This is a genomic window from Cellulosimicrobium sp. I38E, assembly GCF_001647255.1.
Lineage (GTDB): Bacteria > Actinomycetota > Actinomycetes > Actinomycetales > Cellulomonadaceae > Cellulosimicrobium > Cellulosimicrobium cellulans_E.
Map to the genome: position 1 here is coordinate 105,707 of NZ_LUAZ01000028.1, position 12,909 is coordinate 118,615.

The window sequence follows — 12,909 nt, forward strand, 5'->3', positions numbered from 1 at the left end:
ATCCCGAGTGACGGGGACCACGCAGATGAAATAGTGTGCCAAGCACGCACGACATCCGGCGTGCGCCGCGCACCCGTCTCACCGTCGGGCGCCCGGGCGGCGCCGCGCCGCGGACGGTCGTGCATGGCGGCGACGGACCTGGTAGACCCGTGCCTATGAGCACCCACGCAGACCACCGCGACGACCTCAACGAGTCCGACGTCGCCTCCGCCCGACTGTCCCCGCGGCGCGAGGAGGAGGGGGAGCCCGTCGGTGACGTGCTGACCGGTGGGGACGCGACCAAGGCCCCGCAGTCGCTCTCGGAGAACGAGCGTCGGCCGATCGACGGCGCGTCGTCGGGCACGTCCTGGGACGACCCCGACGAGCTCTGAGCGTCAGTCCACGCGCGGCAGCCGGTCGGCGTCGACCGGGATGAGCCGGGGCATCCCGGCGGGAGCCACGGCGCTCAGCGCGAGGTAGCGCGCCTCGGCGCGATGGAGGCGGATGTGCTCGTCGACGGTCCAGTCCGGACCGTTCGTCAGCGACATGCCGCACGAGCAGTCGATCCTCACCTGCCCGGCCGCGTCCTCACGGACCTGCCCGATCGTCACGTGCGCGGAGCGAGCGTCCGCCTTCGCGCGGCGCATGCTCGCGCTGACGGGTTCGGGGCGCGTGGCCTCCGGCGGGGTCGGGGCGGGTGCGGCACTCACAGAGCCCGAGCCTAGACGGCGACGCGCGGGTCCGTGCACGCAGCGCACGTCTCCGACCGGACGGGGCCGTGGACCCGCCGGCCGTCTCAGTGGGTGTGGGCGATCCCCAGGGCGTGCGCCCGCTCGTGCTCGCGCTCGGCGGCCTCGCGCGCCGCGATGCGGGCTCGGACCTCCTCGCGCCGGAGCGGGGGGACGGTCGTCGGCGGGTTGCGACGTTCCGGCAGCTCGCCGAGGAGCCGCGCGACGATGGCCGTGACCTCGTCGACCGCCCGCTCGAACGGCTCCTGCGTCGCGGCGCTCGTGCGCTGGATCCCGGTCACCTTCCGGACGAACTGGCGAGCCGCCGCCTCGATCTCCTCGTCCGTGGCGGGGGGCTCGAGGCCGCGCAGGGTCGTGATGTTCCGGCACATGCCCTCGACGCTACGTGCGGGCGAGGAGCACCACAAGAGCGGCCTGCGTCGTCAGGCGAACCGTGCCGAGACGGCGAGCGTCTCGCCGACGTCGACGCGGACGTCCGCGAGGCGGACGCCCGGGGGGAGGTCGGACACGAGGTCGACCTGGCGACCCTCGACCTTGGCGAGCTCGCCGCGCGCCGCGACGAGCAGCGCCGCGACGACGGGGTTGCGGCTCGACAGCTCGAGGCCCCGGACGGCGAGCACCATCTGGGCGTCGACCTCGGCGGTGGCCGTCGCGCGGACGCTCGCGGAGAGGATGCCCTTGCGGACCCGGGCGAACGCGCGGAGCGTGACGCTGCGGGGTCCCGCCGACTCGAGCTCGACGTCGAGCGACGCGAGCGTGAGGCCGAGGTTCTGGAGCTCCGTGGCGACGAGCCGCCGCGCGGTCGCGACGATCGCGTCGCGCGGCGCCGCGACCCGGACGTGGCCGGTGAGGGGTGCGGCGTCGTCGGGCTCGACGCCCTCGACCCCGAGGCCGCCGGCCGCGTCCTCGACCCAGTGGAACCGCAGACCCTCGGCCTCGGCGACGACGTCCACCGGCACGTCCTCCACCACGAGCGGGTGGGCGTCGACGCGCACCCGGCGCAGGACCGCGTCCTCGCGCGAGCGCACGTCCTCGACGTCAGAGGTCGTGGGACCGGCCGACGTCGTGTCCGTCGGCGTGCTCGGGGACGAGCCGCCGACGCGCACGTGCACCCCGGTCAGGTCGACGTCGAGCCGCGCGACGTCGGCGCCGTCGAGGTCGGCGTCGAGCCGGGCCCGCTCGGCGCCCTGGACGGTCGGGCCGAGCGCGTCGAGCAGGACGGGGCGCAGCCGGGCGAGGAACTCGGCGGCGGTCGTGGGGCGCGGGGCGGTGCCGAGCGGCAGCACGTCGTGGGCGGGGCTCAGGTCGGGCATGGGCCGAGAGTAGTGGACGACGAAGGCCGCCCCGGGGAACCCGGGACGGCCTTCGTGCTGGTGGGCGATACTGGGATCGAACCAGTGACCTCTTCCGTGTCAGGGAAGCGCGCTACCGCTGCGCCAATCGCCCGGGGTGATGCTGCACTGCATGCGAGGTGGAGATGGGATTCGAACCCACGTATACGGCTTTGCAGGCCGCTGCCTCGCCTCTCGGCCACTCCACCATGAGACGTGCTCCCTCTCGCTCCCGAGAGAGCAGGCCAGAGAGTGGGCCTCCGAGCGGATGACGGGACTCGAACCCGCGACCCTCACCTTGGCAAGGTGATGCTCTACCAACTGAGCCACATCCGCGCGGCCGGTCGTCGGGCTCCTGAGAGCCTTCGTGATCCGGCGCGAAGCACATACTAGCCGACTTCCCGTCCGGACCGTGCATCCGGTCCGGGTGATGGTCGGCACGCGAGAGGCCGCTCCGGACGGTGCCGGGGCGGCCTCTCGCGTCGTGCTCGTGGGCGATACTGGGATCGAACCAGTGACCTCTTCCGTGTCAGGGAAGCGCGCTACCGCTGCGCCAATCGCCCCGAAGGGTGGTGCTGCTGCGAGGTGGAGATGGGATTCGAACCCACGTATACGGCTTTGCAGGCCGCTGCCTCGCCTCTCGGCCACTCCACCGCGACCTGCCCTCCGCCGCCGCGAGAGCGGTCGGAGAGTGGGCCTCCGAGCGGATGACGGGACTCGAACCCGCGACCCTCACCTTGGCAAGGTGATGCTCTACCAACTGAGCCACATCCGCGCGGCCGGACGGGTGAGAACTTCGAGGAATCACTTCCTGTCGGCCCCCGGCGTTCCGGCGCGTCCCAGACATTAGTCCACGTTCGCGCCCGGAGTCCAACCGGCGTCGTCCCGTGCGCGTCGGGTGCGCACCCGGGCTCGTCCGGGTGGCGCGCGTGTGCTCGGTAGCGTGGTCCCGTGCCAGGACCTGGGAGAACGTCGTCGAGGCCGGGGCTCGCGAGCTTCGCGGGCCGCGCTGCCACCGGTGTGGTGGAGGTCGTCGACCTGTGGCGCGAGCCGGAGCGGCTCGCCGGCGAGGGCCCGTGGTTCGTCGTGGCGGACTTCGACGCCCCCGCTCGCGGCGGGCGAGCGCGCGCCTGGCGGTTCGCGGAGCGCGTCGACCCGGCAGAGCTCGCGCGGGAGGAGGGCGGAAGGAACGCATGGCGCGGGCCCGCGCCGTCCGACTGGGAGAGCTCGATGGACCGTGCGGCGTACGAGGCCGCGGTCGCCCGCGTGCGCGAGGAGGTCCGCGAGGGCGAGGTCTACCAGGCCAACGTCTGCCGCGTGCTGTCCGCCCCGCTCGTCGCCCCGGACGGCACCGAGCCGGACGCCGCGGCCCTCGGGCGCCGTCTGGCCCGGGGGAACCCGGCGCCCTACGCGGGCGTCCTGCACGTCCCGGCGAGCTCCGGCGTCGACCCCGTCTGGGTCGTGACCGCGTCCCCCGAGCTCTACCTCCGCGTCGCCGGCGGGACGGTGACGTCCGGACCGATCAAGGGCACCGCTCCGACGCCGGACGGGCTCACCGCCAAGGACCGCGCGGAGAACGTCATGATCACCGACCTCGTGCGCAACGACCTCCAGCGCGTGTGCGACCCGGGGACGGTCGAGGTCTCCGACCTGCTCGCGATCGAGCCGCACCCCGGCCTCGTGCACCTCGTGAGCACGGTCACCGGTCGCCTGCGCCGCGGGCTGCGCGGCACGGGGGCGCTGTGGCCGGCGCTGCTCGACGCGACGTTCCCGCCCGCGTCCGTGTCCGGCGCCCCGAAGTCGTCCGCGCTCCGGATCATCGACGCGCTCGAGCCCGTGCCGCGCGGTCCCTACTGCGGGGCGATCGGCTGGGTCGACGGCGACGAGGCGGTGCTCGCCGTCGGGATCCGGACCTTCTGGTGGGCCGACGGCGTGCTCCGGTTCGGCACGGGGGCCGGGATCACGTGGGGGAGCGACCCCGCGCGCGAGTGGGAGGAGACCGAGCTCAAGGCGCGACGCCTCGTCGGCCTCGCCTCCGGCACACTGGAGCCATGAGCCCCGCTGCCGCCGCGACGCCGACGTCCGACCGACCGTCCGAGAACCTCGTGATCTGGGCCGACGGGAGGCTGGTCGGTCCGGGCGAGGAGGCGCTGAGCGCAGTCGACCACGGCCTCACGGTCGGGGACGGCGTGTTCGAGACGTGCGCCGTGTTCGACGGGCAGGCGTTCGCGCTCAGCCGGCACCTGCGCCGGCTCGCGCGGTCTGCCGCGGGCCTCGGGCTCGACGCGCCGGACGAGCAGCGCGTGCTCGACGGCGTCACGGCCGTGCTCGCGGAAGCCGACGCCCGGACACGGGCCGGGGCGGGCGGCGTCGGGCGCCTGCGCATCACCGTGACCGCCGGCGTCGGGCCTCTCGGGTCCGGACGGACGCCCGGCGCGCAGACCGTCGTCGTCGCCGCGGGCCCCGCGACCATCAGCCCTGCCGGGCGAGCCGTGCGCTCGCCGTGGACGCGCAACGAGCGGTCGGCCGTCGCGGGGCTGAAGACGACGTCCTACGCCGAGAACGTCGTCGCGCTCGCCGACGCCGTCGCGAAGGGCGGCGACGAGGCGCTCCTGGCGAACACGGCGGGCGACCTGTGCGAGGGCACGGGGGCGAACGTCTTCGTCGAGCGTGGGGGTGAGCTCGTCACGCCGCTCCTGGCGTCGGGCTGCCTCGCCGGCATCACGCGCGAGCTGCTGCTCGAGTGGGCCGCAGAGGACGGGCTGCCGGTGCGCGAGGCCCGACCCGAAGAGCTGCCGTTCGCGGTGCTCGACGAGGTGACCGCGGGGGAGGCCGCCCTGCTCCTCACCGGCTCGGTGCGCAACGTCCAGCCCGTGACCTGGCTCGACGGAGTCGACGTGGCCGCCGGGGAGCTGTCGCTCGCCGCGCGCGAGCTGTTCGAGCGGCGTCGTCGCGAGCGCCTCGACCCCTGATCACGGCCGGTTTTTCGATCCGGTCCGTTTCAGGCTAGTATCGACCTCGCACTCGGGCGATTGGCGCAGTGGTAGCGCGCTTCGTTCACACCGAAGAGGTCACTGGTTCGAACCCAGTATCGCCCACCGAGATCACCGCAGGTCAGAGGCGCTTTCCCACCCGGGAAGGCGCCTCTCGTGCGTTGTACGTGCGGAACCGCGTCGATCGAATCGGCGAGCACTGGGCGCCCCTCTCCCGTGTCAGACGTCACAGGAGACAAAGAAGTGCCCCGCCCGGTGCTGGAACACCAAGCGGGGCCGGCCATCACCTATCTAGGAGGCAACGGCCATGAGCAACGCTACTGCGCGCCCGACCGGAGAGAGCGGGCCGAACGAGATTCGTGACACCGCGAGGGGCCTCAACATGACGGTCTCCCGGAACGTCGCCCGGCGCCTCACCGAGCTGGGCATGACACGCCGGCAGCTCGGTGACGCCATCGGCCTCACCCGCGACCAGCTCAAGAACCGGATGATCGGCCGCACGCCGTGGCTGGTCGACGACATCTGGTATGCGGCGGAGGCGCTCGACATGGAGCACGACGGAGCCCAGCTCTTGCGCTGAGGCCGTTTCCGTATGGGCACGTTCGGACCCATATCAGCACTTTGCTTGAATTGGGTCCGGACGTGCCCCTATCTTGCGGCCATGACCCAGGGCGCAGCGGAGTTCCACGAACCCGCGTTCGACATGAAAGAGGCTGCGCGCAGACTTGGCGTGACCGTCTCCTGGATGCGCGACCACCGCGACGACGTCCCGCACATTCGCATGGGCAGCCTGATCCGGTACACGCAGGAGCATCTGGACCGCTACATCCGGCAGAACACCGTGGACCACGCCTTGCGCATGGCGGAGGAGAAGGAGCGCAGGCGGCGCGCGGACACCATCGTCACCCCCGCTACCCTTCCACCTAGGCAGCCGCCACGGCCGGGCCCCTACCTGACACCGCTCGAAGTGGCGACCCATCTGCGCGTGACGCCTGAGATAGTGAAGCACTGGCTCAAGATCGGCCTCATGCCCGGGCACAAGATGGGCCGACAGTGGCGAGTAGCGGAGGCTGACTTACAGGAGTGGGACGACCTCGTCAGGGAGCTCGACGACGTGCCCACGGGGACACGTAGGACGATCTGGATGCGCACGACCATCGAGCGAGAGATCGCCCGCCGCCTCGGGTACGTCCGGAGCGTGCACGCGCTGAAGAGAGATCGCGTCAGCGTCTCCGTGTGGGTCCCGCGTCCTGAGCCATCGAAGCGGAACCGGAGCGCCTAGGCCCGTACACTCGAACACATGTTCGACAGCGGCCGGCCACTCAACTGCGAGCAACCCGCCCGCTTCCCCCTGAACCCCCAGGGTGACCGGCCCGTCATCGTCCGCACCCTCTGGCGCGACCGGGAAGAGTTCGTTCCCGGTCGCGCCATCCGGTGGACCGCCGAGCACGTCATGGTGTGCTGGCTCACCGACCCGGCCGACGTGCGGTCGGAGCGGTGCCACTGGTTCCGCGCCGATGACGTGTCCTCAACCCTGCCAAAACGGCTCAACGTTTCACCCGGTCTGCATGGTGAACAACGAGGTCAATCGTCCTAGCCTCGAAGGTCAGCGCACCAGACCCGAACAAGGGGGGCCGGCAATGACGCAGGACGACAAGGATAGTTTCCGCCTCGTTCACAAGCGCATCATCGAAGGCTGGGGGCATCCACAGCACTTCCTAGAGCTCGACCTACCAGATTGGTATGGATTCGCCCTCGGCGATATCGCGCTGGTCGTTGGCGATGACGAGATCGTATACACCGACGCCGCAGCTAGCGATGCAGAATCCGAAGAGCCACATACTGCGGAGATCGCCGTATTCACCAACTCGCTTCTCATCCACGTCAAGGCAGAGAAGCGAGAGGATGGCGACAGCAGGACCACAACCGTCATCTCCAGATCCACGCTGTCGAGGCTTCAGGTGCACACCGGGACCAGCGCGACAGAAACTCGTATCGATGCACGCTGGCCAGGCCATGTCCGACTCGAGCTCGACTATGACGACGGGCCGAAGCTACGACTTCCTCTCGGGCGATACGTGAATCGCAACCACTCGGACAGGCTGGCCAAGTTCTTCCCATCGCTTCGCGAGGACCTACTCAGATGAGCCGTCACGCGGAACAAGGCCCCCCGACTCGCTGTCTGGCGAGTCGGGGGGCCAAGGGAGCCTCATGTGGGGATCTTGTCTCCTTGCGTCGTCGTGACGCTCCCCGTGGCGTACCAGCGGTTGTAGTGCTTCCTGCACCAGCCGCGCGCGATAGCCGACCTCTCGCAGTCGTCGACCGTGCAAACCCTGCCGCTCTGGCTGACGATCCCAGCAGCACGCCGACGTCGCTGGCCTTCACGGGATGCCCGTCGCCGCTCAACGAGAGCGCAGTCAGGGCAGCGAAGGAACGCTCGGCCGTGGCCCGGATGTTGAGGAACTGACGTGCCACAGTCGACGCAGGGAGTCTCCGGAGGCTTCATCGTCCCCGCCTTCGCGCGGTGACGCCGGTCCCGAACAGGTCCGTCAGCCTTCCGGCACGGCTCACACCGAAGAGGCATCCCCCCAGGGCCCGTGCGAACGATCTCCGCGCCGCAATCACGGCACTCAGCGCGGCGGACCGTGGGAGTTCTCTCACCGCGATGACGCTCGCGGTACTGCTCGGCCTGCAAGCGACGAGCCTCACGCTTGCAGTCGTCACACCGCCGCTTCTGCCCACCAACCGGAGACAACTCGAGCGTCACCCCGCAGTCCTCACACAGACCCGTCGCCTCACGGAGCGTCATCCCACGACGCTCCTTGTACCGCTTCGCCGCCCGCCGCTCCGCCTCACGACGAGCCAACTGCGCGCACAGGAAGCACCGCGACGGCAGCGGGCCAGAGTTGTTGTTCGGAGGAAGGTCACGACCGCAGTCCTTGCAGGAACCGAGACGGACCGTCTCCAGATGAGCGGGCGTGTAGACCGTGTCGCCGTTCGCCACCTTGCACTCCGCGCACCAGGCCGGCCGAGGTCCGTGCTTGTCCCACCAGAACTCACGACCACAGTCCGTGCACTCAACCGCGTTCAGATTCTCCGGGAGATGACCCGACAGGCCGAGGCGACGGCACTCAGGGCAGAACCTCTCACCCCACTCACCGAGATATGAGTCGGCGTAGGCGTGGTTGTTCGGGCACCGCTTTGGCGCTCCCGCAGCCTCCTCACGACGCGCCCTCGCTGCCTGATCGTTCGCCACATCCTCGCGGGTGCCGTAGGCCAGGTTCTCGGGCCGGTCGTCCGTCGTGACACCGTTCAGACGTCGCACCTCAGCACCAAGCGGCCTCGGCCCCAAGAACGCCAGAGCCACCAGCGACCCGACACGACGACACCTCCGCCTCCCCCCGAGCTGCAAGCCCAAGGTCAGGAACCCACACGGGCCCATCGACGGCTTCATGACGTGCGCCTCGCCAGACCTCAGCGAACGGATACGACCGTCGCTACTCGCCTCATAACCATCAACGCCCGGGATCGGACGCCACTCAACAACCTGCATCACGATGGCTCCTTAAGCCCTCGGTGTGGAGGGGGGTGGGTCGGGGGGGTACGGAACACTCGCCGGTCTCTAGGCCGACGCGGCGGTGTTCCGTGGCATCGACGCCCCTCCCTCTTGGGGGTTGGTTCCTCACTTGAGATAGAGCGGGAGCCCCACTCCGCTTCCACGAGTCACGGAGTGGGGCTCCCGTTGTGCTGCCCGCTGGCGGAACTGTCACGAACCTTCGCGGGCAGCGGCTTGGGGCGTCACGCGGCCGACGGGAGCGTGACCTTCGCGATGCCGGTCGGAAGGTAGACGTCCAGACCGAACCGGCCCTCCATGCGGCACACGATCTGGTTCTTGGAGAACAGGTCGCCGTGCTGGTCGCTCCACTTGGTCTCGATCCCGCTGCGGTCCGTGGAGACGTCGAGCGCCGCAGTGTCGAGCGCGAGCGCCGTTCCTGCGGCGAGGCGGGATGAGGTCACGACCGGGACGCCCCAGATGCGGGGCCGGGCCCGGTCGATGGGGCCTTCCAGGTCGAATGCCCCGGAGGTGTTGCGGGCAGTCTCGAGGGCCTGCCAGTCCAGCGGGTTCAGGACGAATGCACTCGTGACGTAGCCAGCGTTCTCGATCTGGGTGATCGCACTACGCAGGGCGGTGAGGTCGTCACCGGTGGTTGGCGCAACGGTCTGGATGCCGCTGGTGTTGAGGATGCCGCGCAGGTGGCCTGTCGTGCCGTCGCCGTTCAGGACTTCCTGCTCGAGTGCGGCGTTCAGGCCGATCAGCATCTCGATCTGGATGAAGCGCTCGAGGCCGTCCATGTCCTGGAGGAGGTACTTGTCGATCGGCTCGGACAGGTGGGCGAAGACCTCGACCTTCCCGTCGTACGGGGCGATGGTGTAGGTCGAGGTGGGCTTCGTCGCTCCGGGTGCGACGATCGCGGCGCTATTGGTTCGGGTGACCTGACGCAGGTAGCGGTAGCTCGGCGTCTCGCGCTTGACGAAGTTGAGGAGTCGCAGGAGGTTGACCGGCTGGGTGCCGAGCTGATGTGAGGAGACGACGGGAACGTCGGTGACAGTGGCGCCCGATCCGACGATGGCCTTCGCGCCCTGGATGGTGCCGTGCTCGGCGATGGCCTTGCTAGCGACGATCCGCGCGAAGTCCTTGGAGCCGGTGCCGGTGAGTGCCAGGACGTTGCCCTTGGCGATTCCGCTGCCGACCACGGGGTTGCCGTTCATGTCTGTGGCCTGGTCGTCCGGGATGCCGGCGTACTTCATGAAGTTTGCCTGTGCCTCGTCCGCGCTCTTGCTGAGCTTGGAGAGTCGGTCGTGCTCCTGGAGGTGCTTCCTGGCCTCGTTCTGCTGCTGGGGTGACAGGTCGTCGGCTCGCGTCACTCCGGCGGCGTCAAAGATGTCCTGTGCGGCCTTGTAGGCGCGGTCTGCGCGCTCTCGAAGGCTGAATCCGTTGTTGCTCATGGTCGGTGCTCCTTGGTGTTGGGGAGCAGCCCCTTGGTGCGGGCGAGGTCGACGAGGCTGTCGTCCCAGGCGTTCAGGACGCCCTCGTAGCGCTTGACGGCTCGTCGCGTGTCGCGGCTCCACTCGAGGTCTCCCGTGTGCTTCGCGACGAGCTCACTGAGGGCCTTTCGGGCCTTCGCGACGTCGGCGGGCATGGGAGGCACTCCGTCCGGGCTTCTGTAGTGAAGCTCCTGAATGGCGGCGGAGCGAGTGTGCGAGTCGGTCACGGTGTCCTCGGCTGCTGCTCGATGGGATGCACTCGTTGTGGCGGAGGATGCCTCGACGCCTGAGTGCTGTTGCTGCTGGCCGGAAGCCGTGCCGTGAGATCGGATGCCGTATCTCTGATTAGAGTCTACCGTCATTGTTCTTCCTTTTCCAACGTTCTTGGTTTATCGCGCGCACGCGCGCGCGATGGGGTCTTTCAGGTTAGGGAGAGAGGGACTACTCGCCGGTGTGTATTCCGCGAGGGGGCGCCGTCGCGATGACGACGCCCCCTCGCTCAGTCACGCTGCCTTGGAGATGTTCCGTTGCACTTGCTCGACTGTGTTCGCGAGTTCTTGTGCGTCTCCCGTGGTAATTGCCCACGCAGCGAGTAGGGCGAGTCTTCCCGTGAATCTCTGCAGTTCCTGGGTCTCCAGCGTGAGGACGAACTCTGGCAAGAGTCCTGGTGTGCCAGTGAGGTGAGCGGCGAGGACGGAGCCCAATGCGGCGTCGAGAAGTTCGTCTCTCTTGTCGGTCACTTGCTCTCCTTGCGCTTAGCTCGCTTCATGGCCGCGGACTTGTCTCGGAACTCGTTGAGGAGGCTGTGAAGGAGCGTGATCTGTTCCCGACTGAATCCCTTGGAGTGGGCGGCGAGAGACACGAGGCGGGTCATGATGCCGGCCTGTGCGGAGGTGGGGGCGGTGGTCATTGGGGCTCCCCGTCTGGGTCGGTGAAGAGTTCGCAGTCGCATGGGCCGTCTTGGGGTTGCCATGCGCGGCAGTGGTCGTCGGGGATCCAGGAGCGGCCGTGGATCCGGTAGGCGTGTCCGCAGGTGCACAGGCTGTTCATGCCGCCGCCCCTTCGCAGTGAGGGACCCCGGTCGTGACGAGCACGGGGTCTTGCTGTTGGCCGCAGTTCGGACAAGGGTGTGTTTCACCTGTTTCGTTGTTACGTCCGAGCGGCGTAACAGGTGAAACAGGTGAAACAGGGGTGTAGAGACCCGCCGCGGCCTTCTCGATCCGCTCCGCCTTGAACAGGCGAGCGAGGTACACACGCGCCTGATCGGCGTCGAGACCGTCGATCGCCGCGGCGACCTGGGATGCGCGCACACCCTCCGGATGCTCATTGACGAAGGAGACGAGTTCGGCGGCACGGTCGCCCAACCCAGTTGTCGCTTTGAGGCTCAGAGCCGCCTGTGCAGCCTCGACCAGCGACTTACCGGCGAGCTGCCAGTTGCCGTCCTCCGACGTCATGGCGTACTCGTTCTCGCGGACGTCGCGTCCCGTGACCTTGAGCACCGCCTCAGACTTGTTCCGGTCGCGAGTCAACGAAACCGTGAAGTCCGCCGAGCCGTTGAGGCCCTGGGTGCCTGACGTGGAGTCCATCCAGTCCACACCCTCGGCCTTCCGGGTGTGGTGCACCACAAGAAGAGTCGAGCCGGGGTGACCATCGGTGAGTCCCTTCAACGCTGAACCGATCCGATAGTCACGCTGGTAGGCGGACTCGCCCGGCTTGCTGGCCGGCATGACCTTGCCGAGCGTGTCGAGGATTACAAGCGGGTCGCGCTCGCCGTACACGTCCAGCCACGCACCAATCAAGGGGATGACGGGCGTGCCGTGCGTGCTGGTGACACTGTGCAAGTTCGCGGGGATGGGCGCGCCGTCGAGGAGCTTGCGGGAGCGGTCCTGCAAGCGTCGATCACCGTCCTCGAGCGCCAGATACAGCACCGGGCGCGCTCGACCTGTGCTGACCGCTCCAAACGCCTCTGAACCTTGCGCGACCGCGAGGCCCAGGTGGAGAGCCAGCCACGACTTGCCGAGCTTCGGCGGGCCAGTTAGAAGCCCGAAACCCTCGGGGATGATCCCGGGAACCGTCCACGCGAGCTCAGGGAAGACCTGCGCGTCGAGCCAGTCACCGGTACGAACGAGACTGAGGAGGTCGTCGCTGGTCATGCGGCCACCTCCTGACGCTGCTCGAGGAACCGCGTGGCGGGGGCGCCAGCTAGCCAGCGCCTGTCCCAGTCGGCCGCAAGCCGAACCTGCCCGGTCGGAACTGGCTTCACCGGACCTACCGCGTTGCGCCGGGCGATGACCTCGGCGTGCGAGGGCGAGGTCGTGACACCGCGCAGGTGCGCCTTCATCTCGGACCAGTCGCCAGCGAGCTGCGTCTCAAGCGCTTCGGCGCCCGCGGGCATACCCGAGTCGTATCCGACGACGTACCCGGTAGACCAGCCGTCTACATGGCCCACGGCGTAGCCCGTTGAGTACCCGTGAGCCCAGGCCTTGCCATCGCGCTCAGTGAATTCCGCCGTCATCGGGCATCACGCTCCTCACGGCGGGCGCGAGCGTTGTCCCGCACCGCGTCGAGAGCGGCAGTGAGGTCGTCAAGCATCCTGCGGTCCATGCGCATGGTGCGCTGGGAGAGCCTTTCGAGACGGCGGCCGACGGCCCGCGCGTACTCAAGTGTCGTGTAGTCGTCGTACATGCGATCCCTTTCGTGGGGGCAAGCAAAAGGGGAGCCCTCGCCGGTGGCTCATTCCGGCAGGGCTCCCCTTCTACGTGGGGTCTTATGGCGTTTCTATTGCTATTACGCGGCGCGTGTCGTGGGAAT

18 protein-coding genes and 7 tRNA genes are annotated in these 12,909 nt (G+C 69.0%); 8 read left to right on the plus strand and 17 right to left on the minus strand.

Annotated elements, in window-relative coordinates; genetic code table 11:
• The first annotated feature begins 155 nt into the window (after window positions 1–155).
• Window positions 156–371: a hypothetical protein gene (locus tag A0J59_RS10360; protein WP_047233847.1), complete on the plus strand. Its 216-nt coding sequence runs from the start codon at window positions 156–158 to the stop codon at window positions 369–371.
• 3 nt (window positions 372–374) lie between these two features.
• Here A0J59_RS10360 and A0J59_RS10365 read toward each other — a convergent pair whose 3' ends face one another.
• The 9 genes from A0J59_RS10365 to A0J59_RS10405 form a co-directional block, all read right to left on the minus strand.
• Window positions 375–689, minus strand: a complete 315-nt coding sequence (locus A0J59_RS10365; RefSeq protein ID WP_369799764.1) for a hypothetical protein — start codon at window positions 687–689, stop codon at window positions 375–377.
• An 86-nt stretch (window positions 690–775) separates the two neighbouring features.
• Complete coding sequence (locus A0J59_RS10370) at window positions 776–1,099, minus strand: DUF2277 domain-containing protein (RefSeq protein WP_053370911.1); 324 nt, start codon at window positions 1,097–1,099, stop codon at window positions 776–778.
• Window positions 1,100–1,150: 51 nt separating this feature from the next.
• The gene (locus tag A0J59_RS10375; protein WP_064316043.1) at window positions 1,151–2,041 is read right to left on the minus strand and encodes a hypothetical protein; all 891 of its coding nucleotides are present in this window, start codon (window positions 2,039–2,041) and stop codon (window positions 1,151–1,153) included.
• A 58-nt stretch (window positions 2,042–2,099) separates the two neighbouring features.
• Window positions 2,100–2,174 (minus strand) — tRNA-Val (locus A0J59_RS10380).
• A 23-nt stretch (window positions 2,175–2,197) separates the two neighbouring features.
• Window positions 2,198–2,268: transfer RNA gene (locus tag A0J59_RS10385), tRNA-Cys, on the minus strand.
• Between the two features lie 54 nt (window positions 2,269–2,322).
• Window positions 2,323–2,395, minus strand: a tRNA-Gly gene (locus tag A0J59_RS10390).
• Window positions 2,396–2,550: 155 nt separating this feature from the next.
• Window positions 2,551–2,622 (minus strand) — tRNA-Val (locus A0J59_RS10395).
• 20 nt (window positions 2,623–2,642) lie between these two features.
• Window positions 2,643–2,713, minus strand: a tRNA-Cys gene (locus A0J59_RS10400).
• 48 nt (window positions 2,714–2,761) lie between these two features.
• Window positions 2,762–2,834 (minus strand) — tRNA-Gly (locus A0J59_RS10405).
• A 176-nt stretch (window positions 2,835–3,010) separates the two neighbouring features.
• Here A0J59_RS10405 and A0J59_RS10410 point away from each other — a divergent pair.
• The 7 genes from A0J59_RS10410 (at window position 3,011) to A0J59_RS10435 (ending at window position 7,199) form a co-directional block, all read left to right on the plus strand.
• Window positions 3,011–4,114: an anthranilate synthase component I family protein gene (locus A0J59_RS10410; protein WP_053370910.1), complete on the plus strand. Its 1,104-nt coding sequence runs from the start codon at window positions 3,011–3,013 to the stop codon at window positions 4,112–4,114.
• On the plus strand, window positions 4,111–5,031 hold the full coding sequence (locus tag A0J59_RS10415) for an aminotransferase class IV (protein WP_064316044.1): 921 nt from the start codon (window positions 4,111–4,113) through the stop codon (window positions 5,029–5,031). Before A0J59_RS10410 ends, A0J59_RS10415 begins: the two co-directional genes overlap by 4 nt.
• Window positions 5,032–5,085: 54 nt before the next feature.
• Window positions 5,086–5,157: transfer RNA gene (locus tag A0J59_RS10420), tRNA-Val, on the plus strand.
• 202 nt (window positions 5,158–5,359) lie between these two features.
• Window positions 5,360–5,632 (plus strand): hypothetical protein, encoded by a 273-nt coding sequence (locus A0J59_RS10425; RefSeq protein WP_064316045.1) that lies wholly within the window; start codon window positions 5,360–5,362, stop codon window positions 5,630–5,632.
• Between the two features lie 81 nt (window positions 5,633–5,713).
• Entirely contained in the window at window positions 5,714–6,334 is a 621-nt protein-coding gene (locus A0J59_RS10430; RefSeq protein WP_064316046.1) for a helix-turn-helix domain-containing protein, read from the plus strand.
• Window positions 6,335–6,352: 18 nt separating this feature from the next.
• The gene (locus A0J59_RS21205; protein WP_082918913.1) at window positions 6,353–6,649 is read left to right on the plus strand and encodes a hypothetical protein; all 297 of its coding nucleotides are present in this window, start codon (window positions 6,353–6,355) and stop codon (window positions 6,647–6,649) included.
• Between the two features lie 43 nt (window positions 6,650–6,692).
• Complete coding sequence (locus tag A0J59_RS10435; RefSeq protein ID WP_064316047.1) at window positions 6,693–7,199, plus strand: hypothetical protein; 507 nt, start codon at window positions 6,693–6,695, stop codon at window positions 7,197–7,199.
• 62 nt (window positions 7,200–7,261) lie between these two features.
• Here the strand turns inward: A0J59_RS10435 and A0J59_RS22640 are convergent, their stop codons facing one another.
• From A0J59_RS22640 to A0J59_RS21575, 8 genes are all read right to left on the minus strand, one after another.
• Window positions 7,262–8,605, minus strand: a complete 1,344-nt coding sequence (locus A0J59_RS22640) for an NUMOD4 domain-containing protein (protein ID WP_369799767.1) — start codon at window positions 8,603–8,605, stop codon at window positions 7,262–7,264.
• Between the two features lie 245 nt (window positions 8,606–8,850).
• Window positions 8,851–10,059, minus strand: coding sequence for a phage major capsid protein (locus A0J59_RS10440; protein ID WP_064316048.1), 1,209 nt, complete (start codon window positions 10,057–10,059; stop codon window positions 8,851–8,853).
• Window positions 10,056–10,253: a hypothetical protein gene (locus A0J59_RS10445; RefSeq protein WP_064316049.1), complete on the minus strand. Its 198-nt coding sequence runs from the start codon at window positions 10,251–10,253 to the stop codon at window positions 10,056–10,058. Before A0J59_RS10445 ends, A0J59_RS10440 begins: the two co-directional genes overlap by 4 nt.
• A 348-nt stretch (window positions 10,254–10,601) precedes the next feature.
• A complete protein-coding gene (locus A0J59_RS21565; protein ID WP_156532949.1) occupies window positions 10,602–10,838 on the minus strand; it encodes a hypothetical protein in 237 nt (78 codons plus the stop codon).
• A complete protein-coding gene (locus A0J59_RS21570) occupies window positions 10,835–11,008 on the minus strand; it encodes a hypothetical protein (RefSeq protein ID WP_156532951.1) in 174 nt (57 codons plus the stop codon). Before A0J59_RS21570 ends, A0J59_RS21565 begins: the two co-directional genes overlap by 4 nt.
• A 136-nt stretch (window positions 11,009–11,144) precedes the next feature.
• On the minus strand, window positions 11,145–12,251 hold the full coding sequence (locus A0J59_RS10450) for an AAA family ATPase (RefSeq protein WP_064316050.1): 1,107 nt from the start codon (window positions 12,249–12,251) through the stop codon (window positions 11,145–11,147).
• Entirely contained in the window at window positions 12,248–12,613 is a 366-nt protein-coding gene (locus tag A0J59_RS10455; protein ID WP_064316051.1) for a hypothetical protein, read from the minus strand. Before A0J59_RS10455 ends, A0J59_RS10450 begins: the two co-directional genes overlap by 4 nt.
• Window positions 12,610–12,783: a hypothetical protein gene (locus tag A0J59_RS21575; RefSeq protein WP_156532953.1), complete on the minus strand. Its 174-nt coding sequence runs from the start codon at window positions 12,781–12,783 to the stop codon at window positions 12,610–12,612. Before A0J59_RS21575 ends, A0J59_RS10455 begins: the two co-directional genes overlap by 4 nt.
• Between the last annotated feature and the right edge of the window lie 126 nt (window positions 12,784–12,909).